At 59.1% G+C, this 23,722-nt stretch carries 26 protein-coding genes and 1 pseudogene; 9 read left to right on the plus strand and 18 right to left on the minus strand.

From position 1 onward, the window contains the following. Nucleotides 1-218, minus strand: a 218-nt coding sequence (locus tag VZP09_RS05140) for a hypothetical protein (protein ID WP_218788973.1), incomplete at its 3' end; no start/stop codon positions are given. Nucleotides 219-282: 64 nt separating this feature from the next. On the opposite strand from VZP09_RS05140, the gene VZP09_RS05145 reads away from it, so the two are divergent. Beyond that, nucleotides 283-471 (plus strand): hypothetical protein, encoded by a 189-nt coding sequence (locus VZP09_RS05145; protein ID WP_004176624.1) that lies wholly within the window; start codon nt 283-285, stop codon nt 469-471. A 169-nt stretch (nt 472-640) separates the two neighbouring features. On the opposite strand, the gene VZP09_RS05150 is transcribed toward VZP09_RS05145, so the two are convergent. From VZP09_RS05150 to VZP09_RS05170, 5 genes and pseudogenes are all read right to left on the minus strand, one after another. After that, nucleotides 641-1,606, minus strand: a complete 966-nt coding sequence (locus VZP09_RS05150) for a PDR/VanB family oxidoreductase (protein WP_071004728.1) — start codon at nt 1,604-1,606, stop codon at nt 641-643. Between the two features lie 57 nt (nt 1,607-1,663). Beyond that, the gene (locus tag VZP09_RS05155) at nt 1,664-3,112 is read right to left on the minus strand and encodes an NAD-dependent succinate-semialdehyde dehydrogenase (RefSeq protein WP_032419119.1); all 1,449 of its coding nucleotides are present in this window, start codon (nt 3,110-3,112) and stop codon (nt 1,664-1,666) included. A gap of 18 nt (nt 3,113-3,130) precedes the next feature. Next, on the minus strand, nt 3,131-4,255 hold the full coding sequence (yeaW, locus tag VZP09_RS05160; protein WP_002898571.1) for a carnitine monooxygenase, oxygenase subunit YeaW: 1,125 nt from the start codon (nt 4,253-4,255) through the stop codon (nt 3,131-3,133). 36 nt (nt 4,256-4,291) lie between these two features. Further along, nucleotides 4,292-5,275, minus strand: a pseudogene (locus VZP09_RS05165) (BCCT family transporter); the annotation flags it as partial. Nucleotides 5,276-5,409: 134 nt separating this feature from the next. Beyond that, nucleotides 5,410-6,495: a tartrate dehydrogenase gene (locus tag VZP09_RS05170; protein ID WP_064277385.1), complete on the minus strand. Its 1,086-nt coding sequence runs from the start codon at nt 6,493-6,495 to the stop codon at nt 5,410-5,412. Between the two features lie 82 nt (nt 6,496-6,577). Between VZP09_RS05170 and VZP09_RS05175 the strand changes: the two genes are divergently transcribed. Next, nucleotides 6,578-7,540: a LysR substrate-binding domain-containing protein gene (locus tag VZP09_RS05175; RefSeq protein ID WP_004221441.1), complete on the plus strand. Its 963-nt coding sequence runs from the start codon at nt 6,578-6,580 to the stop codon at nt 7,538-7,540. Here VZP09_RS05175 and VZP09_RS05180 read toward each other — a convergent pair. The 4 genes from VZP09_RS05180 to puuD form a co-directional block, all read right to left on the minus strand. Further along, a complete protein-coding gene (locus VZP09_RS05180) occupies nt 7,537-8,817 on the minus strand; it encodes an NAD(P)/FAD-dependent oxidoreductase (RefSeq protein WP_002898585.1) in 1,281 nt (426 codons plus the stop codon). The genes VZP09_RS05175 and VZP09_RS05180 overlap by 4 nt on opposite strands. A gap of 2 nt (nt 8,818-8,819) precedes the next feature. Beyond that, nucleotides 8,820-10,307, minus strand: coding sequence for an aldehyde dehydrogenase PuuC (puuC, locus tag VZP09_RS05185; RefSeq protein WP_032429937.1), 1,488 nt, complete (start codon nt 10,305-10,307; stop codon nt 8,820-8,822). Nucleotides 10,308-10,627: 320 nt separating this feature from the next. Further along, nucleotides 10,628-11,185 (minus strand): HTH-type transcriptional regulator PuuR, encoded by a 558-nt coding sequence (puuR, locus tag VZP09_RS05190; RefSeq protein ID WP_002898590.1) that lies wholly within the window; start codon nt 11,183-11,185, stop codon nt 10,628-10,630. 25 nt (nt 11,186-11,210) lie between these two features. After that, nucleotides 11,211-11,963 carry a gamma-glutamyl-gamma-aminobutyrate hydrolase gene (puuD, locus tag VZP09_RS05195; RefSeq protein ID WP_020802183.1) on the minus strand — a complete coding sequence of 251 codons (753 nt, stop codon included), beginning with the start codon at nt 11,961-11,963 and terminating at the stop codon, nt 11,211-11,213. A gap of 225 nt (nt 11,964-12,188) precedes the next feature. Between puuD and VZP09_RS05200 the strand changes: the two genes are divergently transcribed. The 3 genes from VZP09_RS05200 (at nt 12,189) to VZP09_RS05205 (ending at nt 15,355) form a co-directional block, all read left to right on the plus strand. Next, on the plus strand, nt 12,189-13,610 hold the full coding sequence (locus VZP09_RS05200) for a glutamine synthetase family protein (protein WP_002898595.1): 1,422 nt from the start codon (nt 12,189-12,191) through the stop codon (nt 13,608-13,610). 181 nt (nt 13,611-13,791) lie between these two features. Next, entirely contained in the window at nt 13,792-13,974 is a 183-nt protein-coding gene (locus VZP09_RS24825) for a hypothetical protein (RefSeq protein WP_418268977.1), read from the plus strand. Then, nucleotides 13,964-15,355, plus strand: coding sequence for an APC family permease (locus tag VZP09_RS05205; protein WP_004141463.1), 1,392 nt, complete (start codon nt 13,964-13,966; stop codon nt 15,353-15,355). Before VZP09_RS24825 ends, VZP09_RS05205 begins: the two co-directional genes overlap by 11 nt. 118 nt (nt 15,356-15,473) lie before the next feature. Here VZP09_RS05205 and VZP09_RS05210 read toward each other — a convergent pair whose 3' ends face one another. After that, nucleotides 15,474-15,596, minus strand: a complete 123-nt coding sequence (locus VZP09_RS05210; RefSeq protein ID WP_002898600.1) for a small membrane protein — start codon at nt 15,594-15,596, stop codon at nt 15,474-15,476. Nucleotides 15,597-15,852: 256 nt separating this feature from the next. Between VZP09_RS05210 and VZP09_RS05215 the strand changes: the two genes are divergently transcribed. Further along, nucleotides 15,853-16,074 carry a hypothetical protein gene (locus tag VZP09_RS05215; RefSeq protein ID WP_002898602.1) on the plus strand — a complete coding sequence of 74 codons (222 nt, stop codon included), beginning with the start codon at nt 15,853-15,855 and terminating at the stop codon, nt 16,072-16,074. A 20-nt stretch (nt 16,075-16,094) separates the two neighbouring features. Here the strand turns inward: VZP09_RS05215 and VZP09_RS05220 are convergent, their stop codons facing one another. Further along, nucleotides 16,095-16,883, minus strand: a complete 789-nt coding sequence (locus tag VZP09_RS05220) for an SDR family NAD(P)-dependent oxidoreductase (RefSeq protein ID WP_023282350.1) — start codon at nt 16,881-16,883, stop codon at nt 16,095-16,097. A gap of 115 nt (nt 16,884-16,998) precedes the next feature. After that, nucleotides 16,999-17,448, minus strand: coding sequence for a winged helix-turn-helix transcriptional regulator (locus tag VZP09_RS05225; protein WP_004141456.1), 450 nt, complete (start codon nt 17,446-17,448; stop codon nt 16,999-17,001). A 152-nt stretch (nt 17,449-17,600) separates the two neighbouring features. On the opposite strand from VZP09_RS05225, the gene agp reads away from it, so the two are divergent. Then, nucleotides 17,601-18,848: a bifunctional glucose-1-phosphatase/inositol phosphatase gene (agp, locus tag VZP09_RS05230; RefSeq protein ID WP_328794940.1), complete on the plus strand. Its 1,248-nt coding sequence runs from the start codon at nt 17,601-17,603 to the stop codon at nt 18,846-18,848. Nucleotides 18,849-18,916: 68 nt separating this feature from the next. Here the strand turns inward: agp and VZP09_RS05235 are convergent, their stop codons facing one another. From VZP09_RS05235 to VZP09_RS05245, 3 genes are all read right to left on the minus strand, one after another. Further along, complete coding sequence (locus VZP09_RS05235) at nt 18,917-19,144, minus strand: YccJ family protein (protein ID WP_002898701.1); 228 nt, start codon at nt 19,142-19,144, stop codon at nt 18,917-18,919. Nucleotides 19,145-19,164: 20 nt separating this feature from the next. Then, entirely contained in the window at nt 19,165-19,761 is a 597-nt protein-coding gene (gene wrbA / locus VZP09_RS05240) for an NAD(P)H:quinone oxidoreductase (RefSeq protein ID WP_002898704.1), read from the minus strand. A gap of 216 nt (nt 19,762-19,977) precedes the next feature. Next, nucleotides 19,978-20,109 carry a hypothetical protein gene (locus VZP09_RS05245; protein ID WP_004221451.1) on the minus strand — a complete coding sequence of 44 codons (132 nt, stop codon included), beginning with the start codon at nt 20,107-20,109 and terminating at the stop codon, nt 19,978-19,980. Between the two features lie 87 nt (nt 20,110-20,196). Between VZP09_RS05245 and VZP09_RS05250 the strand changes: the two genes are divergently transcribed. After that, complete coding sequence (locus VZP09_RS05250) at nt 20,197-20,370, plus strand: general stress protein (protein ID WP_002898708.1); 174 nt, start codon at nt 20,197-20,199, stop codon at nt 20,368-20,370. A 162-nt stretch (nt 20,371-20,532) separates the two neighbouring features. Beyond that, nucleotides 20,533-21,471, plus strand: coding sequence for a DMT family transporter (locus tag VZP09_RS05255; RefSeq protein ID WP_004183619.1), 939 nt, complete (start codon nt 20,533-20,535; stop codon nt 21,469-21,471). 406 nt (nt 21,472-21,877) lie between these two features. On the opposite strand, the gene rutG is transcribed toward VZP09_RS05255, so the two are convergent. Together rutG and rutF are read right to left on the minus strand one after the other, a co-directional pair. After that, the gene (gene rutG / locus VZP09_RS05260) at nt 21,878-23,200 is read right to left on the minus strand and encodes a pyrimidine utilization transport protein G (protein ID WP_004211313.1); all 1,323 of its coding nucleotides are present in this window, start codon (nt 23,198-23,200) and stop codon (nt 21,878-21,880) included. Between the two features lie 21 nt (nt 23,201-23,221). Next, nucleotides 23,222-23,716 (minus strand): NADH-dependent FMN reductase RutF, encoded by a 495-nt coding sequence (gene rutF, locus VZP09_RS05265; protein ID WP_004176611.1) that lies wholly within the window; start codon nt 23,714-23,716, stop codon nt 23,222-23,224. Between the last annotated feature and the right edge of the window lie 6 nt (nt 23,717-23,722).

Genomic DNA, 23,722 nt, shown 5'->3' on the forward strand with positions numbered 1-23,722 from the left:
GCGGGCGAGGTAAATACCTCCTGGTGTGGGTCCGCAGCCAGCGGCTTAACATCGCCATATCTGGCAATCATTTGGTTCTGCACCCAGAGTGCCAGCCCGTTGTTATCGGTATCGCTATATAGCGCATCGCGCAGATGGATGTCGCTGATCGTGACAATCACCCTGATCGGCGCTAAGCGCGTCTGATAGATCAGCACCGGCCGCTTATTGACCATCATTCTGGCCGGGAGCAGTAACAGAGGGTCATCAGGCAAAGACTCAGGGCTAAGTGTCAGGACCCGGTTGCCAGTTAATGACGAACACGCCCGCAAGAAATACCATCAGCGCCAGGGAAAAGGCAATCACTCGCAGCCGGTGGATGAAGAGACGGCGTTGTTTCTTGGCGATCGCACCGTCAGCCAGCCGGCGTGGCAGCCCGGCGCGATGGTGCGACTGACGGTCAGCGGCAAGGCGCGGGTATTTAGCGGCTAATCCCTGAGCAGGCGGCGCCGGCTATCGCCGGTGCCGCACAGAAAGCTAATCAGGCGGAGGATGAAGCCGATAGTATCCGCGCCACTGACCTCGTCGCCATGGAGTGGTAGTACGTTGGAACAATTCCGCGGGGTCAGTCCATCTCACCGCCGTTTTGCCGGTGTGCGCTTTACAAATCCAGCACTAACCGGCCGCCTTTAGCGCGTGAGCAGCAGATCAGCATACTCTGCTGGCTGGCTTTCTCTTCCTCGCTGTAATACTGATCGCGGTGGTCGGCTTCCCCCTCCAGAATCATCGTTTCGCAGGTGCCGCACACCCCTTCTCGGCACAGGCATTCGACCTTTGCCGCTTTGTTATTCTCGATCACCTGCAAAATGGTCATATCCTGCGGCACGGTAAATTCGCGTCCGGAACGCGCCAGCACCAGGGTAAATGCCTCTCCGCTTTTATCCTCAAGGATAAACTGCTCAAAGTGCAGCTGGCTGGCGGGCACCTGATGGCGTTCGGCGGCGGCTTTCACCGCCTCGTTAAGCGCCGCTGGGCCGCAGGTATACACGTGGGTTCCTGGCTCGAGGTCGGCGAACAGGCGCGGCAGGTCGAGACGGCTGCCGAGCGCTGATACATGAACATTGACCCGATCGCGCCATGGCGCAGCGCGAAGCGTATCGACGAAAGCATTACTGTCGGCGTCGTGAAAACAGTAATGCAGCTGCCAGTCGGCCTGTCGCTGTTCCAGTTCCGGAATATGCGATAAGAATGGCGTAATGCCGATGCCGCCGGCGATCAGCAGATGTTTTCGCGCCTGTGGGTCGATGGCGAACAGATTGTTGGGCGTGGACACCGTCAGGGTATCGCCCGGGCGCACCCGCTGGTGCATAAAACGCGAGCCGCCTTTGGAAGGCGACTCAAGACGCACCGCAATCTGCCAGCTGGAGGTATCCAGCGGCGAGCTCATCAGCGAATAGGCGTTACTGTAGCGCTGCTCGCCATCCTGCATCTGGACGATAATATGGCTGCCGCCGCTGAATGCCGGCAGCGGGGCGCCGGTCGGCGACACCAGCGTAAAACGCTTCACAAGAGGGGTGATCTGTTCAACATCGCGAACGACCGCCTCAAACATTTGATAATCAGACATCGCTGAACTCCATTAAAAAATCCCGGCGTGGCTAGCGCCATCGCCGGGAGAGCAGATTTACAACCCCTGGCAGAGATACTTCATCTCCAGGTAATCTTCGATTCCGTGTTCCGACCCTTCGCGGCCAAGACCGGACTGCTTTACCCCGCCAAACGGTGCGACTTCGTTGGAAATTAGCCCGGTATTGATACCGACCATGCCGTATTCCAGCTGCTCGGAGACGCGCCAGATACGGGCGGCATCGTTACTGTAAAAATAGGAGGCGAGGCCGTAGATGGTGTTATTCGCCTGCTCGATGACCTGCTGCTCATCGTCAAATTTCACCAAAGCGGCCACCGGGCCGAAGATCTCTTCCTGCAGCAGCAATGACCCCGGCTGTACGTCGCCGATCACCGTAGGGGTGAAGAAATTACCGCCCAGCGGATGCGCTTTACCGCCAGTTAACAGCGTGGCGCCGCGGCTCAGGGCGTCGTCGAGCAGGGACTGCACTTTGCGCCCGGCGTCGGCGTTGATCAGCGGGCCAATCTGGACATCGGACTCGCTGCCATCGCCCACTTTCAGGGCGGCGACGCGAGCGACGAATTTATCGCAGAATTGGTCGTAGATGGCGCGATGAATATAGAAGCGGTTGACGCAGACGCAGGTTTGCCCGGCGTTACGGAACTTGGCGATCAGCGCGCCCTCGACCGCTTTATCGATATCGGCGTCGTCAAAGACGATAAACGGCGCGTTACCGCCGAGCTCTAAAGAGAGCTTTTTGATGGATTCCGCGCACTGGCGCATCAGCACGCGGCCAACTTCGGTCGAACCGGTAAAGGAGAGCTTACGCACCCGCTCATCGCCGGTGAACACCGCGCCAATCTCTCGCGACTGGCCGGTAACGACGTTAATGACGCCCTGCGGGATCCCGGCCTGATTCGCCAGCTCAGCCATCGCCAGCGCGGTAAACGGCGTTTCGTTAGCCGGCTTAATCACCATCGTACAACCCGCGGCCAGCGCCGGGCCGGCCTTCCGGGTGATCATCGCCGCCGGGAAGTTCCACGGGGTGATCGCCGCGCAGACGCCTACCCCCTGGCGGATCACCATCAGGCGTTTATCGGCGCCGGGGGAGGGGATTATCTCGCCGTTGGCGCGTTTCCCTTGTTCGGCAAACCACTCGATAAACGAGGCGGCATAGGCGATTTCGCCTTCCGCTTCCGCCAGCGGCTTGCCCTGCTCGGCGGTCATTATCTGCGCCAGCGCGGTTTTGTTTTCGAGGATCAGGCGGTGCCAGTTTTTCAATAGCGCGGCGCGCTGAGCGGCGGTTAATGCGCGCCAGTCCGGCAGCGCGGCCGCGGCGGCATCCACTGCCTGTTGCGCTTCCGCACGCCCCATATTGGGGATCTGGCCGAGCGTCGCGCCGGTGGAAGGATTGCTGACGGCAAGCGTCGTGCCGTCGGCGGCGTCGCGCCAGCTTCCGGCAATCAGCGCCTGCTGGCGAAACAGATCTGAGTGAAACACAGACATAGCAAGCTCCTTCAACGATTACGGCTGGAACACCTGGGCGACCAGATTGTGGAAATGCGCGATCCCGTGCTCGGAGATACCGCTGCCGCTGTTATCCGCCATAATGCGCCCCTGGCCGCGATAGCCGCGGGACTTCAGCCCCTTCTGCACGCTTTCCACCAGGCGTAAATCTTCCGGGCGGAACACGTCGCGATACCACTCAATCAGCGCTTTCTGATCGTCAGTCAGCTCTTCGTTGGTGAAATAGATGTCGTAATTCTGCAGAGTGGTCTCTTCATCCACCGGGAATTCATAGATAACGGTCATCATGCCCTTGATCGGCGTGACGTTGAACATGGTGCACGGCCACAGCCAGAAACCATGAAACGCGGCGTCGGTACCCTCTTCGAATTTAAACGACTGCTCGGACGGTTTGGCGAAGCCATACTGCAGCGTCCATTTGCCGTGCATGGTGTGCCAGTAGCGGTCAACCTGGACGGAATCCGAGAAGCCCGGGTGCGCCGGACCGCAGTGGTAACATTCCAGATAGTTATCGACGATATTTTTCCAGTTCGCCGGGGTGAGGGTGGTAAAGCGCGCCGCCAGTTTCAGATCATGCACGTCCGGACAGGCTTCCAGCACTTTGTCCTGCAGCCCCGGTAGCTGCGTTTCCACACTCTCCGCTTCCGGATTCATATTGATAAACACAAAGCCGGCATACTCTTCCAGGCGAACCGGCACTAGCGTTGCCTTTTCGCTATCGAAATTCGCCACGTTTTCGCAGTTGCGGGCGTGGGCGAGATTGCCGTCCAGCTTGAAGGCCCAGGCGTGATAGGGGCAGGTAATCACGTTTTTGGCTTTGCCCTCGCCGCTCAGTAGCTGGTGGCCGCGGTGTGGGCAGACGTTATAGAAGGCGCGCAGAATGTTGTCGCGGCCGCGGACGATAACGATATTTTCGCCGATGATCTCCCGGGTAATGTAATCGTTCGGCCGAGCGACCTCGCTGCCGTGGGCGACACAAATCCAGCTATTGGCGAAGATGCGCTCTTTCTCGTGCTCAAACGCCTGGCTGTCGGTATAAAAACGGGCCGGAATGGTCCAGGCATCCTGCGGATTAGCGCAAAAGTTAATCGGCAGGGTGAAGTCAGGGCTCAAATTGCTCATGTAGGGTCTCCTTGTGATTATTGTCAGTAAGAGGTTTTACAGCGACTGGCCGTCGCCTTTGAGTACCGCGCCAACCGGCAGCGTCTCGGCTTTAATAATGGGCTCGGGGGTATGGGTTTCTATCTGATGGACCGGAACGTGGGCGTAGTCCTGTTTTAACCAGCGCACGAAGCCGCCGGTTTTAATCAGTAAAATGGCCAGGAACGGTAGGGCGGTCAGCACCACGGTGGTTTTCATGGTCTCAAGCGAAGCGCCGGTAAACAGAATCGACAGCGGGATGAGGGTGATCACCACGCACCAGAACAGGCGCATGCCGCGATCCGGATCTTCGCCTTCGCGCAGGTTACGGGTACTGGTCGCCGCCATGGTGTAGGCCACCGCATCCATGTGCGAGGCGAGGAATACAATCATCACGAACAGATAGGCGGCGAGGAACAGCTTACCTGCCGGTAGCGACATCAGGACCTGCTGGACGGCGGTTTCGCCGCCGAGAGTCTGCATCACCTGTGGTACGTTAATCACGCCGTTAACGAACTGGTGCATGGCGTAGCTTTCCATCACCCCGAAGAAAAACCAGCAGCCGGCGGTGCTACCGAGGAGCAGTCCCCAGATCACCTCTTTGATTTTGCGCCCGCGGGAGACGCGGGTGACGAACATCGCCACGCCTGGGGTGTAGGAGATCCACCACAGCCAGTAGAAGACGGTCCAGTTGCGGGTAAAGGCGCCGTCGCCGAGCGGGTCGGTAAACAGGCTCATCTGCAGGAAGTTTTGGGTCGTCAGGCCGACGGCGTTAATGACGTTATTGGTGATGAATTCGGTCGGGCCAACCAGTAATACCACCAACGGCAGCAGAAACGCCCCCCAGCCGACCATTTTGCTCAGGCGCTGCAGGCCGTTGTTGATGCCAATCCACGAACTCATGCAGAAAATACCGCCGGAGAGCAGGATCACAAATGCCTGCACGGTGAAGTTATCCGGCAGTCCGGTCAGCGCTGACAGGCCGCGGGTGAAGGTGGCGGCTGCGCCTTACCCGGGCTACTTGCTGTGCCGTTTTTTTTGCCGGGTGGCGGCTGTGCCTTACCCGGCCTACACACTACATTATCGTGCGATTGTAGCCCCGGTAAGCGCAGCGCCACCGGGGAGCGGCGGGGTAATTACGCCAAAATGGCCTTGCAGATAGCCTCGCTAACCTGCTGCGTTGAGGCACTGCCTTTCATGTCCGGAGTTTTCGGTCCGCAGGCGATCGTCTGCTCAATCGCCGCCAGAATGCCATCGTGAGCGGTGTGGTAGCGCTCATCGCCGTTGCCGAGGAAATCGAGCATCATCGCCCCGGCCCAAACGGTGGCGATCGGGTTGGCGATATTTTTACCGTAAATATCCGGCGCCGACCCGTGAACCGGTTCGAACAGCGACGGGAAATTGCGCTCCGGATTGAGATTGGCCGACGGCGCAATGCCGATAGTGCCGGTACAGGCCGGGCCGAGATCGGAGAGAATATCGCCGAACAGGTTGGAGCCGACCACCACGTCAAAACGCTCCGGCTGCAGCACGAAGCGGGCACACAGGATATCGATATGCTGCTTGTCCCAGCGAATTTCGGGATAGTTTTTGGCCATCTCTTCCACCCGCTCATCCCAGTAGGGCATGCTGATCGCCAGACCGTTGGATTTGGTTGCGGAGGTCAGCGTTTTGCGTGGGCGGCTTTTCGCCAGTTCGAAGGCGTAGCGCAGGATCCGGTCCACGCCGCGGCGGGTAAAGACCGACTCCTGAATCACCACTTCATGCTCGGTGCCTTCATTGGCGCGGCCGCCAAGGGCGGAATATTCGCCTTCGGTATTTTCGCGCACCACGTAAAAATCAATATCGCCGGCCTTTTTACCCGCCAGCGGGCAGGGGACGCCGGGGAACAGGCGCACCGGGCGCAGGTTGACGTATTGGTCAAACTCGCGGCGGAACTTCAGCAGCGACCCCCACAGCGAAATGTGGTCGGGAACGGTATCCGGCCAGCCGACGGCGCCGAAGTAGATAGCATCGAAGCCCTGCAGCTGCTCGCGCCAGTCGTCCGGCATCATCTTGCCATGATGGGCGTAATATTCGCAGCTTGCCCACTCCATCTGCTCGAAGCTCAATGACAGATCCCAACGCTGTGCGGCGGCTTGCAGCACGCGAATCCCTTCAGGCAGCACTTCTTTGCCAATTCCGTCACCCGGGATGGCGGCAATAAGATAGGTTTTTTTCATTCCGGTTCTCACTTTTTAACGATGATGTTTGACCACCTACCTATCCTATAATTGACTGGTTCATAATTAATCACGCTAACTGGTGAAACATAAAACACAGATCATGAATAATCTGCCGCTGCTAAATGATTTACGCGTCTTTATGCTGGTCGCTCGCCGGGCCGGGTTCGCCGCCGCCGCCGAGGAGCTTGGCGTATCGCCGGCGTTCGTCAGCAAGCGGGTTTCGCTGCTGGAGCAAACCCTGAATGTGATGTTGCTGCACCGGACCACCCGCCGGGTCACCATTACCGAAGAGGGGGAGCGGATCTATGAATGGGCGCAGCGCATTTTGCAGGATGTCGATGAGATGATGGATGAGCTTTCCGACGTGCGCCAGGTGCCGCAGGGAACGCTGCGTATTATCAGTAGCTTCGGCTTTGGCCGTCGGGTTGTCGCCCCGGCGCTGTCGGCGCTGGCTCTCCAGTACCCGCAGCTGGAGCTGCGTTTCGATGTCCAGGACCGGCTGGTGGATTTAGTCAATGAAGGGGTGGATCTCGATATTCGCGTCGGCGACGATATCGCACCGAATCTGATTGCCCGCCAGCTGGCGGCCAATCACCGCGTACTCTGCGCCTCGCCGCAGTTCCTTGCCCGCCATGCGCCGCCGAAACAGCTGAGCGATCTGGCCGCGTTACCCTGCCTGGTGATTAAAGAGCGCGATCACCCGTTCGGCGTCTGGCAATTGCATAGTAAAGAGGGCCAGCACGCCATCAAGGTAACCGGGCCGCTCTCCTCCAACCATGGTGAAATTGTGCATCAGTGGTGTCTGGACGGGCAGGGGATTGCGCTCCGTTCGTGGTGGGACGTCCGGGAGAATATCGCCAGCGGACATCTGGTGCAGGTGCTGCCGGACTACTGGCAGCCGGCCAACGTCTGGGCGGTTTACGTCTCCCGGCTGGCGACGTCGGCCAAAATCCGCACCACCGTGGAGTTTCTGCGCCACTACTTTCAGTTGCACTATCCGCAGCATGAGCCGACGGCCAGCGCCGTCGGCAGAGGCGATTAAACCCCAAGGCGGTCGCGCAGGCTGTAGTAGGCGGCGCCCATGGCGGTAAAAGGAATGCGCAGGCTGCGGCCGCCCGGGAACGGGTAGTGCGGCAGTTTGGCGAAGGCGTCGAAACGCTCGGCGTCGCCGCGCAGCAGCTCTGAAATCAAGCGTCCGGCAAGGTGGGTACAGGTCACGCCGTGGCCGCTGTAGCCCTGCATGTAGTAAATATTGTTATCGAGACGCCCGAACTGCGGCATCCGCGACAGGGTTAGCAGGAAGTTGCCCGTCCAGCGGTAGTCAATCTTCACCCCCTGCAGCTGCGGGAAGGTTTTCAGCAGTTTCGGCATAATCAGCCGCTCCACGTCGTCCGGATCGCGCGCGCCGTAGACCACGCCGCCGCCGTACAGCAGACGGTTGTCGCCGGTCAGACGGTAGTAGTCCAGCAGGTAGTTACAGTCTTCCACACAGTAGTTTTTCGGGATCAGCGAGCGGGCGACCTCTTCCGACAGCGGAGCGGTAGTGACCACCTGGGTGCCGCACGGCATGCTGCGTTTCGCCAGCTCCGGCTCCAGTTTATCGCCGAGATAGGCGTTGCCGGCGACGATCACGTAGCGCGCGGTGACCTGGCCGCGCGCGGTGCTGACCACCGCCGGGCTGGTGTGCTGGATGCGGGTGACCGGCGACTGCTCATACACCCGGCCGCCGTTCAGGCGAATGGCATCCGCTTCGCCGATGGCAAGGTTCAGCGGGTGAATATGGCCGCCGCTGTGGTCGAGCAGGGCGCCGACGTAGCGGTCGCTGTCCACTTCGCGACGAATGGCCTCTCTGTCCAGCAGCTCCAGCTGGGTGTTGCCGTAGCGCTCCCAGTTGGCTTTCTGCTCTTCCAGGGTTTCCAGCTGTTTATGGTTCATCGCCACGAACAGGCCGCCCGGGCGGTAATCGCACTGGATCTGATACCGCTGGATGCGTTCGCGGATGATATCGCCGCCTTCGAACATCATGCTGCCGAGCATTTTTGCCGCATCCGGGCCGTAGTTCTTTTCAATGACGTCGATATCGCGGCTATAGGAGTTGACCAGCTGACCGCCGTTGCGGCCGCTGGCGCCGAAGCCGATGCGCGCCCCTTCCAGCACCACCACGTCGTAGCCCATTTCGGCCAGATGCAGGGCAGACGAGAGGCCGGTGTAGCCGCCGCCGACGACGCAGACGTCACAGTTGATGGATCCCTCCAGCGTCGGGAATGGTTCATACTTGTTGGCGCTGGCGGCATAGTAGCTAGTGGTATGTTCAGTCATGATCAAGACTCCAGGGCAATCCAGATGGTTTTCAGTTCGGTGAATTTTTCCAGCGCGTGCAGCGATTTATCGCGCCCGTTGCCGCTCTGCTTGTAGCCGCCGAACGGAACGGTCATATCACCATCGTTATAGTTGTTGACGAAGACCGAGCCGGCCTTCAGGCGGCGGCTCATGCGGTGGGCGCGGGAGAGATCGCGGGTCCACACCGCGGCGCCCAAGCCGTAGTCGCTGTCATTGGCGAGCTTTAGCGCCTCTTCTTCGCTTTTGAAGCGGGTCACCACCAGCACCGGGCCGAAGATCTCTTCCCGGCTGAGGGTTGATGCCGGGTCGACGTCAACGAAAATGGTCGGGCCAACGGCGGCAGGCCACGGGTTTTTCCGTCCGTCGAGGAACAGCGTGTTTTTACTTTCGCCGCCGCGAATAAAGCTATGCACGTTGTCGGCATGGGTATTGTCAATCAGCATGCCCATGGTGGTGTCCGGATCGAGCGGGTTGCCCGGCTGCCAGTGTTGCGCCTCAGCTTTCAGCCGTGCCAGGAACTCGTCAGCGATGCTCTCCTCGAGCAGCAGACGGGTCCCGGCGATGCACACCTGTCCCTGGTTGTAGAAGATGCCGCCGGCGGTGGCGCGAACCGCTTGTTGCAGATCCGGGCAATCGGCGAAGACAATGTTGGCGCTCTTGCCGCCCGCTTCCAGCCACACGCGCTTCATATTGCTGTCGCCGGCGTCTTTCAGCAGCTGCTTGCCGGTGCGGGTGGAGCCGGTGAAGGTGATGACTTCAACATCAGGATGCAGGGCCAGCGCCTGCCCGGCCTCGTGGCCAAAGCCGCTGACCACGTTCAACACGCCGTCCGGCAGGCCGGCCTCTTTCGCCAGCCCGGCCAGACGCAGGGCGGTGAGCGGCGATTTTTCCGAGGGTTTGAGGATTACGCTATTGCCCGCCGCCAGCGCCGGGCCGAGTTTCCAGCAGGCCAGCAGCAGCGGGAAGTTCCACGGCACCACCGCGGCGATCACGCCAATTGGTTCGCGAACGATCATCGCCAGCTCGTTGCTGCCGGTGGGGGCCACTTCGCCATAGACTTTATCCAGCGCTTCGGCATACCAGCGAATGGCGCGGGCGGCGCCGGGAATATCGTCGCGCAGGCTGTGGCGAATCGGTTTGCCGGTATCCAGCGTTTCCAGCAGCGCCAGCTCTTCACGATGGGCCTCCATCAGATCAGCAAAGCGAGTGAGGATCGCTTTACGCTGTGCGGGGGAGGCCTGCGACCAGTCGCCGTTATCAAAAGCCTGGCGCGCGGCTTTCACCGCCCGTTCGACGTCGGCTTTTTTACCGCGGGCGACCTGGGCTAATGTCTGCTGCGCGGCAGGGTCGATAGTCTCAAAGGTGGTATTATCGGCCGCGGCGCAATATTCGCCGTTAATAAATAAGCGTGTTTCAATGGCCAGGTTTTTCGCTTTTTCCTGCCAGTAAGCCAGGTGCTGAAAATTCATCATGACTCCTTAAAAACATTATCGGCAAAATAATCAGTGCGGCGTTTTCAGGCTGCACGGGGGCACTGCGCCGGGCGCAGGGCATAGCGTATCCCCGAAGTTGAATACCGTTTTATTCTCCTGAGTTTTGACGGGTTGTTTGCAACCCGAATTATTCAGGAGCGAGTCGCCATTCACTGGCGTTAATTATTTCAGGGCCAACAGGAAATAATATTCCGTACGGCGCAGACGTTATTACTACGAGTTCTTCGCCGCGACGAAAATAGATTTTCCGTCGCGACAGGCCTGAAGTAAGCCTGAACCTCGTTCAGGCGAAATAATCAGAATGTGGTGGGGGTGTGGGCACTGATGATGCGGCAGATGCCTGCCGAGGTGTTGCTGAAGCTGTGCGGAATGCCGGTATTAATGGCATAGCTCTGTCCAGCCACCAGGTGGTACGACTGACCGTTAATGGTCAGCACGATCTCACCTTCCAGTATGGTGCCTATCTCCTCACCCTGATGCTTAATCCTCTCCCCGGTCGTGGTTCCAGGCTGGTAAGTTTCAAAAATCATCGCCAGCGTACGGTTCGGATTTCCGTTATGAACCAGCTTCATGGAAACGCCCTGACTTCCCATCTCAATCAGGTCATCCTGATTAATGACCACCTGGGGTTCGTCCGGCTTTTCGGGTTCAGAAAAGAATTCCGAGAGCGACAGCCCATAGACTTTCAGCAGCTTTTGCAGCGTACTGATGGCAGGACTGACTTTATCCTGCTCTATGGTGCTGATGGCACTATGTGTTAACCCAGACAGTTCGGCGGCACGACGCTGTGAGAGACCCAGCTGTTGGCGGATCTCTGACAGACGTTTCCCTGGCGCCAGTCCGTCATCGCTCATATTTGCATTTCCTTAACGGTAGTGGTCAGCGCCGCCGCTTTTCAGCATGATGGCCCTGACAGGCGGTGATAAAACCATCAAACAACATACGCGACAGGGCGTATTCGCTACTGTTCCATTCTGGATGCCACTGTACGCCCAGCGCGAAAGGATGATCGTTCACGCTGACCGCTTCCACCAGTCCATCCGGCGCTCGCGCCTCCACGCGCAGCTGCGGACTGAGGGTTTTTGCCCCTTGCCCATGTAGCGAGTTTACCCAAAACGTGTTGCAGCCCGGTATCAATTGCGACAGCAATCCTCCTTCCTGAACCTCAACCTGATGGGACGGCGCATACTGCTGCTCGACGGGCAGTTCAGGATCTTCGCGATGTTCAAGGAGCTCAGGCTGCTCGAACAGACGACGATACAGAGTCCCGCCGGTGGCGACAACCAGTTCCTGCAGTCCACGACAGATGGCGAAAATGGGGATGCGCCTTTCGAGCGCGGCGTTAATCAGCGCCATGCTCAGAAGATCACGCCCGGGGTCGGCGTCAGGCTCATCGCCGTTTTCACCATAAAGGTGCGGCTGCACATTGCTGGGGCTGCCTGGCAGGTAGATCCCGTCCAGTTTATCAACGACCGCGTTCAGTAGCTCCGGCTCCGCCAGCGCATGCGGCAGGGCAATCGGCAGTCCGCCGGCGTTCACAATTGCATTCAGGTACTTTTCTTGCAAGGTCTGGGTCTGGTGACCCTTAAGCCTGTTTCTACACATCACGACGCCAATAACTGGCTTGTACATTATATTTTCCATGATCGCCCTCACAAAGTGGACTAAATTATGACCGCTATAGCGGGTTTAACGGCCATATCGTTCAATATTTTCTCAATCTAGCAGTGGAAATAGCCCTTTGCAAACTTAATTTAACATTTGACAAACAATTTATTTGCATACACAGTCGATGGGGTGGACATTATATTTAACGGTCTGAGTGCAGGACCGAAACCCAACCAACGGCGGTGAATCATGGAAACCAATATCGTAGAAGTTGAGAATTTTGTTCAGCAAACGGAAGAGAGACGGGTTAGCGCGTTCGCGAAAGAAGTGAAGCGCTACCTCGAAACCTACCCTGATACCCAGTATGTCGATGTCCTCCTCACTGACCTGAACGGCTGCTTCCGCGGCAAGCGCATCCCGGTTGCCGGCCTGAGCAAACTGGAGAAAGGCTGTTATTTCCCGGCCTCGGTGTTTGCGATGGATATTCTCGGCAATGTGGTGGAAGAGGCCGGTCTGGGCCAGGAGATGGGCGAGCCGGATCGCAGCTGCATCCCGGTACCCGGCACCTTAACCCCTTCGGCGGCTGACCCACAATCGATAGCCCAGGTACAGCTAACCATGGTTGATGAAGATGGCGCTCCCTTTGACGTTGAGCCGCGGAACGTACTCAACCGCCTCTGGCAGCAGTTGCGCCAGCGCGGGCTGTTCCCCGTGGTAGCGGTAGAGCTGGAGTTCTATTTACTGGACCGCAAACGCGATGCCGAAGGCTACCTGCAGCCGCCGTGTGCGCCGGGCACCGACGATCGCAACACCCAAAGCCAGGTCTATTCGGTCGATAACCTTAACCACTTCGCTGACGTGCTCAACGACATCGACGAGCTGGCCAAACTGCAGCTGATCCCCGCCGATGGCGCGGTGGCGGAAGCCTCGCCGGGCCAGTTTGAAATCAACCTTCACCATACCGATAACGTGCTGGACGCCTGCGATGATGCGCTGGCGTTAAAACGTCTCGTGCGTTTGATGGCGGAGAAGCATAAGATGCACGCCACTTTTATGGCGAAGCCTTATGAAGAGCATGCCGGCAGTGGGATGCATATCCACATCAGCATGCTGAACAATAAAGGGGAAAACGTGCTGGTGGACGGCGATGGGGAAGACTCTGCGCTGCTCAAACGCGCGCTGGCCGGGATGATCGATCTGATGCCGGCCTCGATGGCGCTGCTGGCGCCGAACGTGAACTCGTATCGCCGCTTCCAGCCGGGGATGTACGTCCCGACGCAGGCTTCGTGGGGGCATAACAACCGCACCGTCGCGCTGCGTATTCCGTGCGGCGAGCGGCAGAACCACCGCGTGGAGTATCGCGTCGCGGGGGCGGACGCCAACCCGTATCTGGTGATGGCGGCGATTTTTGCCGGCATTCTGCACGGGCTGGATAACCCCCAGCTGCCTTTACAGGAAGAGGTGGAAGGTAACGGTCTGGAGCAAGAGGGCCTGCCATTCCCGATCCGCCAGAGCGATGCGCTGTGGGAGTTTATGCAGAACGATCATTTGCGTGAGCGCCTCGGCGAGCGTTTCTGCCATGTTTTCCATGCCTGTAAGCATGATGAATTACTGCAGTTTGAGCGTCTTATCACAGAAACCGAAATTGAGTGGATGTTGAAAAACGCCTGATGGTCGCCCCGCGAGGGGCCCATAAGTTTGGTAATCAGTAGCATCATACGGCCTGAGCGGAGCCTGGCCGACGTTTTTGCTGGGAGCCCAGCCATTTCCCGGATGTCGCGTTAAGGAGCGCAGGCGGCAACGGGGCTTCAGTTAACGACACAGTGTGTGACGAGGAAATGAGATGATGCAGATGTTCAAATATCCGCAGGGAGAGGGAGGCCGCTCAGGCCGCATTGGATGCCAGCCAGCTACCGCTTACCGGTCCGTCTTACCCTTTTATCTACGCCTTACCCCTTTGCTAAGCAGGTTTGTCACGCGGACGTTGGGCCCGCAAACTGTTAACAGCAAGGGGGGGATGGGCGATGGCTATTAATCCTCCGGCGCATAACGCCGCTCAGGCGGGCAGACCGCGTCTGCGTAAATCCCTCAAACTCTGGCAAGTGGTGATGATGGGGCTGGCCTATCTGACGCCAATGACGGTGTTTGATACCTTCGGCATCGTCTCCGGCATCAGCAATGGCCACGTTCCGGCGTCTTATCTGCTGGCGCTGGCTGGCGTGCTGTTCACCGCCATCAGCTACGGCAAACTGGTGCGTCAGTTTCCGGAAGCCGGTTCCGCCTATACCTACGCGCAAAAATCCATCAGTCCGCACGTCGGCTTTATGGTTGGCTGGTCGTCGCTGCTGGATTATCTGTTTCTGCCGATGATCAACGTCCTGCTGGCGAAGATCTATCTCTCGGCCTTGTTCCCCGAAGTGCCGCCGTGGGTGTGGGTAGTGACCTTTGTCGCTATTCTGACCGCCGCGAACCTGAAAAGCGTTAACCTGGTGGCCAACTTCAATACCCTGTTCGTGCTGGTGCAGATTTCGATCATGGTGGTGTTTGTCATTCTGGTGGTGCAGGGGCTGCATAAAGGCGAGGGGGTGGGTACCGTCTGGTCGCTGCAGCCGTTTATCAGCCAGAATGCGCATCTGATCCCGATTATTACCGGCGCGACCATTGTCTGCTTCTCGTTTCTCGGCTTCGACGCGGTGACCACCCTGTCGGAAGAGACCCCTGACGCCGCGCGAGTGATCCCGAAGGCAATTTTTCTCACCGCGATGTACGGCGGCATTATCTTTATCGTCGCGTCGTTCTTTATGCAGCTGTTCTTCCCGGATATTCATCGCTTTAAAGACCCCGATGCCGCGCTGCCGGAGATTGCGCTGTACGTGGGCGGCAAGCTGTTCCAGTCGATTTTCCTGTGCACCACCTTTGTTAACACCCTGGCGTCCGGCCTGGCCTCCCATGCCAGCGTCTCCCGTCTGCTGTACGTGATGGGCCGCGACAACGTCTTCCCGGAGCGCATTTTTGGCTATGTGCATCCGAAATGGCGTACCCCGGCGCTGAACGTGATTATGGTGGGCATCGTTGCGCTGTCGGCGCTGTTCTTCGACCTGGTGACCGCCACCGCGTTGATTAATTTCGGCGCGCTGGTGGCCTTCACCTTCGTTAACCTGTCGGTGTTCAACCACTTCTGGCGGCGCAAGGGGTACAACAAAACCTGGAAGGATCGACTGCATTATCTGCTGCTGCCGATGGTCGGGGCGTTGACGGTCGGGGTATTGTGGATCAATCTCGAGGCCACCTCCCTGACGCTCGGCCTGGTGTGGGCGGCGCTTGGTCTGCTGTACCTGACTTATCTGACCCGACGCTTCCGCAAACCGCCGCCGCAGTTTGATGCCGCTAAAGCGGAGCAGGCCTGGGAGTCATAGGTTCTGAGGCATAAACTGAACGAAGGCAGGCCCGCAGGCCTGCCTTCGTTTTGGCTTCGGTAAGGGACAGTACAGGACGGTAAAGAAATCAGCAGAAAACGGTGGGGAACGGAAGGTATTATTTCTTCTTTTTATGGACAGGTAACTGACTGGCGCGCCGCTCTTTGAGGTACGACACCAGGCTGTAGATGGCGACGCCCAGCAGCGCCACCGCGACGATAAAGAGAATAAGACCCGACATAGACCAACCTAATATTCTGTTTGGAAAGGGAAAAAGATACAGGGCTCTGTGTGAAGATAACATCGGGATATGTCTGAAAGATGACGCCTCATCGCGAGAATATCCGGCGGCGGGGTTGTGATAAAATATTTCCCGCAGGGATGTGACCGCCTGGGTTTCACCTGAAATGGCGTAACACTCCGTTAAGTGATTTTACAGAAGTGCGGCCTACAGCGAGTTACGCTGACCGCGAATAAGAACGATCTGAGAGTCAGTCATGTATAAGAAAACCCTCAGCCTGCTGGGCGTAGCGTTGGCGCTGTCTGCCTTCGCCAGTCAGGCTGAAAGTGAACGTCAGGCGAGCCGCGAGCGGATCGTGGAGCAGGTCCTCAAGCCGTGTGAAGGCAAAAAGGCGGGCGATAAGGTGGTGATTACCGATCGCCGCGGCGGCGAGCACGAGGCGATCTGTACCCTGACGGCGGTTCCGCTACCGGAGTAGCGCCTGCCGCACGGTGCCGCTTATCGATACCGCGGCGCAGGCTGTCCGGTTCGCGCGCTGGTAAACAGCGCTACTCTGGACTGCTCAAAAGTCTCCCACAGTCCCAGGTCATGAACCGGTGGTAAGGTGACCTGTTCCCCCATCTCCAGCCCCCTGAGAGCGGCGTCAACCAGATCCTCGGTGGTCATTACCGTGCCGCTGGGCAGAGCGTCCAGCGCCACGCCGGAGGTCGGCCACAGATCGGTAGCGGTCGCCGCCGGCAATACCGCCTGAATACGCACGCCGCTGTCGGCAAACTCCTCCTGCAGGCCGCGGGTGAAGCTCAACACCCAGGCTTTGCTGGCGCTGTAGACTGCGCTGCCCGGCAGCGTATGCAGCGCGAGGATAGAGGCAATATTGATCAGCGTCCCCCGGTGTCGTGGGGTGAAAGCGGCCAGCGCGGCATAGCTCAGACGCAGCAGCGCGGTGGTGTTGAGCGTATGAATCGCCTGGTGCTCGCGTGGCGTACTGGCGAGAAAACCCGCCAATTTCGCGGTGCCGGCGTTGTTAATGAACAGGTCGATGGCGGGATCCTGCTGCAGACGCTGCTCTACGGCGGCAATCCCGTGCTCTTCGCTAAGATCGGCTTTGAGGATGCTTGCCTGGATGGCGTAGCGCGCCTGCAGCTGGTCGGCGAGCGCCTGCAGACGGTCTTCACGACGGGCGGCGAGGATCAGGTTGTAGCCGCGGGCGGCGAGTCGTTCGGCATAGATCGCGCCGATACCTGAGGACGCGCCGGTGATAAAAGCTGTGTGCGATGGTTGGGTCATGAGAAATGCCTCGTAAAAGGTTGCATTATTAAACCAAATTCAGCATGAGATATTAGGTTTAATAATGCAACCATTTTGCCAGGACTTTTTCATTTTTGCCTGTCGCGGGCAGCGTTTAGTCGTTCAGCGGGATAGCGATGGTGATGTCCGCCGGGGCCAGCTCACGGCCATCCGCCGCCTGCAGGACCAGCTTACGCAGGGGCTGGCGCTGCTGGCGGTCAATGAGCCGGGTCGCCGGTTCGTCAGGATCGAACAGATAGTCGTCTGCCCACTGGGAGAGGGCGACCAGCACCGTTTGCAGGGCACGGCCCTTATCGGTCAGGACATACTCCTGCCAGGCGCTGCCGTCGGAGGCCGGCTGCAGGCGCAGGATGCCTTCATCCACCAGCATTTTCAGCCGCCCGGCGAGCATGTTTTTGGCGATACCGAGGTTTTTCTGGAATTCGCTAAAACGGCGCACCCCGCGCAGAGCATCGCGGACGATCAGCAGCGACCACCAGTCGCCGATAACGTCGAGGGAGCGGGCGATAGGGCAACAGCTGTTTTCCAGACGGGTACGTTTCACGAAAGCCTCCAGGTTAATTGTTTCATTATAAAACTCTTTGCCTGGCAGGGGAAATTTTCGGCTACGGTCTAAGTTTGCGAGCGATTACCAGGAAAAATGTCATAAATCCGGCACAATTAACGCGATGATAATAAATGACTAAGGATGAAGGGATGAAAAAACGTCTACTTGCCGCCGCCGTTGCCGGCGCGGTGATGTTATCCGCTGGCGCTCAGGCGCAGGACACGGCCGCCCCGGAGGGGTATCAGCTGCAGCAGGTGCTGATCATGAGTCGTCACAACCTGCGTGCGCCGTTGGCCAATAACGGCAGCGTGCTGGAGCAGTCCACCGCCAAGGCCTGGCCGCAGTGGGATGTGCCGGGCGGCCAGCTGACCACCAAAGGCGGTGTGCTGGAGGTGTATATGGGCCACTATATGCGCGAATGGCTGGCGCAGCAGAAGCTGGTGACCAGCGGCGAGTGCCCGCCGGAAAACGCGGTTTATGCCTACGCTAACAGCCTGCAGCGCACCGTCGCCACCGCGCAGTTCTTTATCACCGGCGCGTTCCCGGGCTGCGGCATCCCGGTGCATCACCAGCCTCAGATGGGCACCATGGACCCGACCTTCAACCCGGTTATTACCGACGACTCCCCGGCGTTTCGCGAGAAAGCGCTGCAGGCGATGGAAAAAGAGCGCCAGGGAATGCAGTTGACCGAGAGCTACAAGCTGCTGGAGACGATGATCGATTACCGCAACTCACCCTCCTGCAAAGAGAAGAAGGTCTGTTCCCTGAGCGAGGGTAAAGACACCTTTAGCGCCGGTTATCAGCAGGAGCCGGGAGTGTCCGGACCGTTGAAGGTGGGCAACTCGCTGGTAGACGCCTTCACCCTGCAATATTATGAAGGCTTCCCGAAAGATCAGGTGGCGTGGGGGGAGATCGCCAGCGATAAGCAGTGGCAAGTGCTGTCGAAGCTGAAAAATGGCTATCAGGATAGTCTGTTTACCTCGGTGGCGGTGGCGCAAAACGTCGCCAAACCGCTGGTTAAATATATCGATAACGCGCTGGTGGGCGAGGGAGCCAGCAAGGCGAAAGTCACGCTGCTGGTGGGACACGACTCGAATATCGCTTCGCTGCTCACCGCCCTGGACTTTAAGCCCTATCAACTTCCCGGCCAGTATGAGCGCACTCCTATCGGCGGCAAACTGCTGTTTCAGCGCTGGCATGACAGCGCCGGCAATCGCGATCTGATGAAGATTGAGTATGTCNATCAAAGTACCGAGCAACTGCGTAACGCCGACGCGTTAACCCTGCAGGCCCCGCCGCAGCGGGTCACTCTGGCGCTTAACGGCTGTACGGTTGATGACCAGGGATTCTGCCCGCTGGAGACCTTTAAAAAGGTGATCAACGAGGCGGCGAAATAACGAAAAAAACCCGGAGCACTCCGGGTTTTTTTAGCAGGTTAGGGTGAGCCCAGGTGGGGATAAACCTCCTAGACGTTTTTACGCTCAATCGTCTGTTCGCCCCAGAACAGGCTGTCTTTATCGGTTTTGGCAAAGGCCAGCGCCAGCACTTCGTCGCTGCCTTCCTCCCAGATTTGCTCCGCCAGTTTTTCATCGTAGTGGGCGACTTCGAAAATCGCCTCGGCAATTTCCGGCGAGGTGTTACGTAAACTTGCCCATTCGCCGACGCGATGTGCTTTTGCTTCTTGAGTTGGCATAGTGCTCCTCCTGCAGAAGATTAGCCGTGCAGTTTAACGGCCAGTTTGGCGACATGTTCACCCTGATAGCGGGCGATGGCTAACTCTTCCTCGCTCGGCTGCCGCGAGCCGTCGCCGCCGGCGATGGTGGTTGCGCCATAAGGGGTACCGCCGCGTACCTGGGAGATATCGAATAGCTCCTGGGCGCCATAGCCGATCGGGACGATGATCATGCCGTGGTGGGCCAGCGTCGTCCAGGTCGAGGTAATGGTTTGTTCCTGGCCGCCGCCGGTACCGGTTGAGCTAAATACGCTGGCGATTTTGCCATACAGAGCGCCGGACGCCCACAGACCGCCGGTTTGATCGAGGAAAGTACGCATCTGACCGGACATGTTGCCGAAGCGCGTCGGGGTACCAAAGATGATGGCGTCATACTCTGCCAGCTCCTGCGGCGTGGCGACGGGCGCGTTTTGCGTTTTCCCGCCTGCTTTGGCGAATGCTTCAGCCTGCATGGTTTCCGGCACGCGCTTCACAACCACCTCAACGCCGTCCACCCGGTTCGCCCCATCGGCGACGGCGTGAGCCATGGTTTCAATGTGTCCATACATGGAATAATAAAGCACCAGAATTTTAGCCATTTCCATCACTCCTCGGTTGCATTATAAGCCAGCAAAATAGCTGGTACCTTTAAAGATAAAGCCTCCGCCGGAGAGTGCAAATCCAACGGGCATTTGTTTGATTTATAACAAAATGACAAAGCGTTATTTACTTTTCCTTGCACCGCGCGGCCTGAAAGGAAGTGAAGGAGGAAGCGTTGCGCCTGCTATTTTGGCCGCTGCGGCGAGGATGTAGCATCAGGATACATTTTTGCTGACTATTTTTTCTTCGCCAGCAGAGTCGGTTAGGAGCTGTTGGCGGCGCGAGGAAGCTTTTTTCGCCCGGCTTTGTTTCTGGATATTACATTCGCCGCCGTCAGCCGCAGTCATTCACTAACCTTATAGATACGCGGCAGGACAGCGGCGTCGCCGCTCCCGCGTAATGCACTATGATGTCTAACCTAATGGAGGTCAGTAATGGCAAACCATCGTGGCGGTTCCGGCAACTTTGCCGAAGACCGTGAAAGAGCATCAGAAGCAGGACGTAAAGGTGGCCAGCATAGCGGGGGGAATTTTAAAAATGACCCTCAGCGNGCCTCAGAGGCTGGCAAAAAAGGGGGTAAAAACAGTCATGGTAGTCGTGAAAGTTAACGCGCGACTCGCACTGTTCTCTTTGATGCGGTGTTAATCTCCCCGACCCAACCGCATCGCCCTCGCCGCCGGCATCTGCCGGCGGTTTTTTTATCTGTCGGTGGTTGCGCTCCCGCCGGGCGGATTGCACACTGGTCGCCCGTTAATCGTCATGGCTGTCTTATGTCTTCATTAAAATTCTCCGTTAGCCGCCAGGAAGCGCTCCTTATCATGATCACCATGTTCTGGGGAGGGACGTTCCTTGCCGTACAGTACGCGGTGAGCCTTAGCGGGCCGCTGTTTTTTGTCGGTTTGCGTTTCGCGACCGCCGCGCTGGCGGTGGGCCTGCTTTCGCTGCGCACTCTGCGCGGTCTGACGTGGCTGGAGGTGAAGGCCGGGGTAGCGATTGGCGTGGCGATTGCGCTGGGGTATGGCCTGCAGACCTGGGGACTACAGACCATCTCCAGCAGTAAATCTGCCTTTATCACCGCGATGTATGTGCCGCTGGTGCCGCTGCTGCAGTGGCTGTGCCTGGGACGTATGCCGGGGGTGATGTCCTGCGTGGGGATTGTGCTGGCCTTTATTGGTTTAATTCTGCTGGCCGGGCCGGAAAATAATCTGCTGGCGCTTGGCGTGGGGGAGATGATCACTCTGGCAAGCGCGGTGGCGATCGCGGCGGAGATTATCCTTATCAGCGCCTGGGCCGGAAAAGTCGATGTCCGCCGGGTGACGGTGGTGCAGCTGGCGACCGCGTCGCTGGTGGCTTTCGCCGCCATGAAGCCGGCGGGTGAATCGGTGCCGTCGTTGACGCCGGCCCTGCTCGGCGTCGCGCTGGGGCTGGGGATTTTCAGCGCGATCATTCAGGTGACCATGAACTGGGCGCAGCGCAGCGTCTCGCCGACGCGGGCCACCCTTATTTATACCGGTGAACCGGTATGGGCCGGTATTTTTGGCCGGCTGGCCGGTGAGCGTCTGCCGCTGCTGGCCCTGCTCGGCTGCGTTTTGATCCTCGCGGGGGTGCTGGTGAGCGAGCTGAAGTGGAAGCGCAAGTCGCCGCCGCAGGTTTCCACAAACGACGATGCGCAGCCGCTCACGGACCTGGCCGATCGCCGCGAGCCATAATATTTTCCTTCTGACCCGACAGCGGCGCTTATCCTGGCTGGTACTCGTCCGGCTCTGATTGTCTCCAGGCCCGNGCAAGCGCAGCGCCGCCGGGCGATGGCTCTAGGCANGGCGTCGCTTTTATNCCGGGTGGCGGCTGCGCCTTACCCGGCCTACGTTCGTACGACCTGCCGTTAATTTATTCACCATTGTTGCTGAAACTGCCGGTGCTGACGGCCTCAAAATCGCAGAGACGTTCCCGGAAGGCCGTGGCAGTCTCCAGGCCCGNGCAAGCGCAGCGCCGCCGGGCGGTCAGGTTCCGTGCCCGTGGTGGTGCCGGATGGCGGCATAAATGCCTTATCCGGCCTACAGGATCACACCACCCAGGCCCACACCGCTCCCTGCGCCAACGCCGCGCTAATGTGGCTTACACCGGCGTTACCCTGGCCTCCTTCGCCTCGCGCGTCCCGCGATGAAGCAGCGCGTGCAGCAGGATCGCCCCGAAGGTGGCCGTGCCAATCCCGCCCAGCGTAAAGCCGCCCAGCGACAGCGCGAAATCGCCGGCGCCCAGCACCAGGGTCACCGACACCATGATCAAATTGCTGTTTTGACTCAGATCCACCCGGTTTTGCACCCAGATCCGCGCCCCGGCGACGGCAATTAAGCCAAATACCACGATCGAGGCGCCGCCGATCACCGGCCCGGGAATGGTGTGGATTAATGCGCCGAACTTCGGCGAGAAACCCAACAGCATGGCAATCAGCGCCGCGGCGACAAACACCAGCGTTGAGTAGACCTTGGTCACCGCCATGACGCCGATGTTCTCCGCATAGGTGGTGACCCCGCTGCCGCCCACCGAACCGGAGAGCATGGTCGCCAGCCCGTCGCCGACGAAGGCGCGCCCCATGTACGGGTCCATATTGCGCCCGGTCATCCCGGCGACGGCCTTCAGGTGCCCGAGGTTCTCGGCCACCAGGATCACCGCGACCGGCGCAATCAACATCATCGCCTGGCCGTTAAAGGATGGGGTGGTAAAGTGCGGCAGCCCGAACCACGCCGCCTGGGCGAGGGGGGAGAAGTCCAGCGGTTTGCCAAGGCCCAGGCCGTTAGCCAGCAGGGCGTACAGCGCGCAGGCGACGATCAGGCCGACCAGGATCAGCAGTCGCTGCAGCATCCCGCGGGTAAATACCGCCACTATGCCGATGCAGAGCACAGTTAACACCGCCATCCAGCTGTCGAAGGCGCTGGCGGAGACGCTGCGCACGGCAATCGGCGCCAGGTTCAGGCCGATAGCCATCACCACCGCGCCGGTCACCACCGGCGGCATCAGGCGCTCGATCCAGCGGGTGCCGATCTTCATCACCACCAGACCAATCAGGGTGTAGACCAGCCCGCAGGCGATGATCCCGCCAAGGGCGACGCTCAGATGAGGGTTCAGCCCCTGGCCGTTAAAGCCGGTAATGGCGATCACCACCCCGACAAAAGCGGCGCTGGAGCCGAGATAGCTCGGCACCCGTCCGCCGGTGACGACAAAGAACAGCAGGGTGCCGACGCCCGACATCAGAATAGACAGGTTCGGGTCGAGCCCCATCAACAACGGCATCAGCACCGTCGCGCCGAACATCGCAACGGCGTGCTGCACGCCCATCACCAGCGTTTGCCCGGCCGACAAGCGTTCATCGGGGGCGACAACGCCGGATTCGGCGGCAGGAGAGGTCAGCTTCCAGCGAGGAAAATCGAAGAGTGCCATGATGATATCCCGGGTTAAAGGTTAACAAGCGGGTCGCATAAGCGTGTGATAGCCGCGGTCAAACCACATCAGTCCCCGGGGCTCCGGGTGGCGGGTAATGGCCACGACGTGACAAAACAGAATGTCGTGCGTCCCGACGCTGACGCGCTGGTCGATGCGGCAGTCAAAGCTGACCAGAGCCGCCTCCAGCCGCGGACAACCGGTGGCGCCGGTCTGCCAGTCGGCGGCGGCAAAACGCTCGTCCATTGCCGTTTTACCGCCAAACAGCGTCGACAGGGCCTCCTGTCCGGCCGCCAGGGTATTGACGCACAGCGTGTGGTGTTCGCTGAACACCGGCCACACCGAAGCCGAGCGGTTCAGGCAGACCAGCAGGGTCGGCGGCGTGTCGGTAACGCTGCAGACCGCGCTGGCGGTGAACCCCGCCCGGCCCGCCGGGCCATCGGTGGTAATAATGTTAACCGCGGCGCCGACGTGGGCCATGGCGTCACGGAAACTCGCTTTGTCCGTTAACTCCATCGTAAA

Source organism: Klebsiella sp. EMBS2024, from assembly GCF_036233805.1.
Taxonomy (GTDB): Bacteria; Pseudomonadota; Gammaproteobacteria; order Enterobacterales; family Enterobacteriaceae; genus Klebsiella; species Klebsiella pneumoniae.

What these genes read in the sequence shown, in the direction of transcription:
- VZP09_RS05150 (WP_071004728.1), bottom strand. Translation starts at nt 1,606, where the DNA reads ATGTCTGATTATCAAATGTTTGAGGCGGTCGTTCGCGATGTTGAACAG.
- VZP09_RS05155 (WP_032419119.1), bottom strand. Translation starts at nt 3,112, where the DNA reads ATGTCTGTGTTTCACTCAGATCTGTTTCGCCAGCAGGCGCTGATTGCC.
- yeaW (WP_002898571.1), bottom strand. Translation starts at nt 4,255, where the DNA reads ATGAGCAATTTGAGCCCTGACTTCACCCTGCCGATTAACTTTTGCGCT.
- VZP09_RS05170 (WP_064277385.1), bottom strand. Translation starts at nt 6,495, where the DNA reads ATGAAAAAAACCTATCTTATTGCCGCCATCCCGGGTGACGGAATTGGC.
- VZP09_RS05180 (WP_002898585.1), bottom strand. Translation starts at nt 8,817, where the DNA reads ATGACTGAACATACCACTAGCTACTATGCCGCCAGCGCCAACAAGTAT.
- puuC (WP_032429937.1), bottom strand. Translation starts at nt 10,307, where the DNA reads ATGAATTTTCAGCACCTGGCTTACTGGCAGGAAAAAGCGAAAAACCTG.
- puuR (WP_002898590.1), bottom strand. Translation starts at nt 11,185, where the DNA reads ATGAGCGATGACGGACTGGCGCCAGGGAAACGTCTGTCAGAGATCCGC.
- puuD (WP_020802183.1), bottom strand. Translation starts at nt 11,963, where the DNA reads ATGTACAAGCCAGTTATTGGCGTCGTGATGTGTAGAAACAGGCTTAAG.
- VZP09_RS05200 (WP_002898595.1), top strand. Translation starts at nt 12,189, where the DNA reads ATGGAAACCAATATCGTAGAAGTTGAGAATTTTGTTCAGCAAACGGAA.
- VZP09_RS24825 (WP_418268977.1), top strand. Translation starts at nt 13,792, where the DNA reads ATGTTCAAATATCCGCAGGGAGAGGGAGGCCGCTCAGGCCGCATTGGA.
- VZP09_RS05205 (WP_004141463.1), top strand. Translation starts at nt 13,964, where the DNA reads ATGGCTATTAATCCTCCGGCGCATAACGCCGCTCAGGCGGGCAGACCG.
- VZP09_RS05210 (WP_002898600.1), bottom strand. Translation starts at nt 15,596, where the DNA reads ATGTCGGGTCTTATTCTCTTTATCGTCGCGGTGGCGCTGCTGGGCGTC.
- VZP09_RS05215 (WP_002898602.1), top strand. Translation starts at nt 15,853, where the DNA reads ATGTATAAGAAAACCCTCAGCCTGCTGGGCGTAGCGTTGGCGCTGTCT.
- VZP09_RS05220 (WP_023282350.1), bottom strand. Translation starts at nt 16,883, where the DNA reads ATGACCCAACCATCGCACACAGCTTTTATCACCGGCGCGTCCTCAGGT.
- VZP09_RS05235 (WP_002898701.1), bottom strand. Translation starts at nt 19,144, where the DNA reads ATGCCAACTCAAGAAGCAAAAGCACATCGCGTCGGCGAATGGGCAAGT.
- wrbA (WP_002898704.1), bottom strand. Translation starts at nt 19,761, where the DNA reads ATGGCTAAAATTCTGGTGCTTTATTATTCCATGTATGGACACATTGAA.
- VZP09_RS05245 (WP_004221451.1), bottom strand. Translation starts at nt 20,109, where the DNA reads ATGACTGCGGCTGACGGCGGCGAATGTAATATCCAGAAACAAAGCCGG.
- VZP09_RS05255 (WP_004183619.1), top strand. Translation starts at nt 20,533, where the DNA reads ATGTCTTCATTAAAATTCTCCGTTAGCCGCCAGGAAGCGCTCCTTATC.
- rutG (WP_004211313.1), bottom strand. Translation starts at nt 23,200, where the DNA reads ATGGCACTCTTCGATTTTCCTCGCTGGAAGCTGACCTCTCCTGCCGCC.
- rutF (WP_004176611.1), bottom strand. Translation starts at nt 23,716, where the DNA reads ATGGAGTTAACGGACAAAGCGAGTTTCCGTGACGCCATGGCCCACGTC.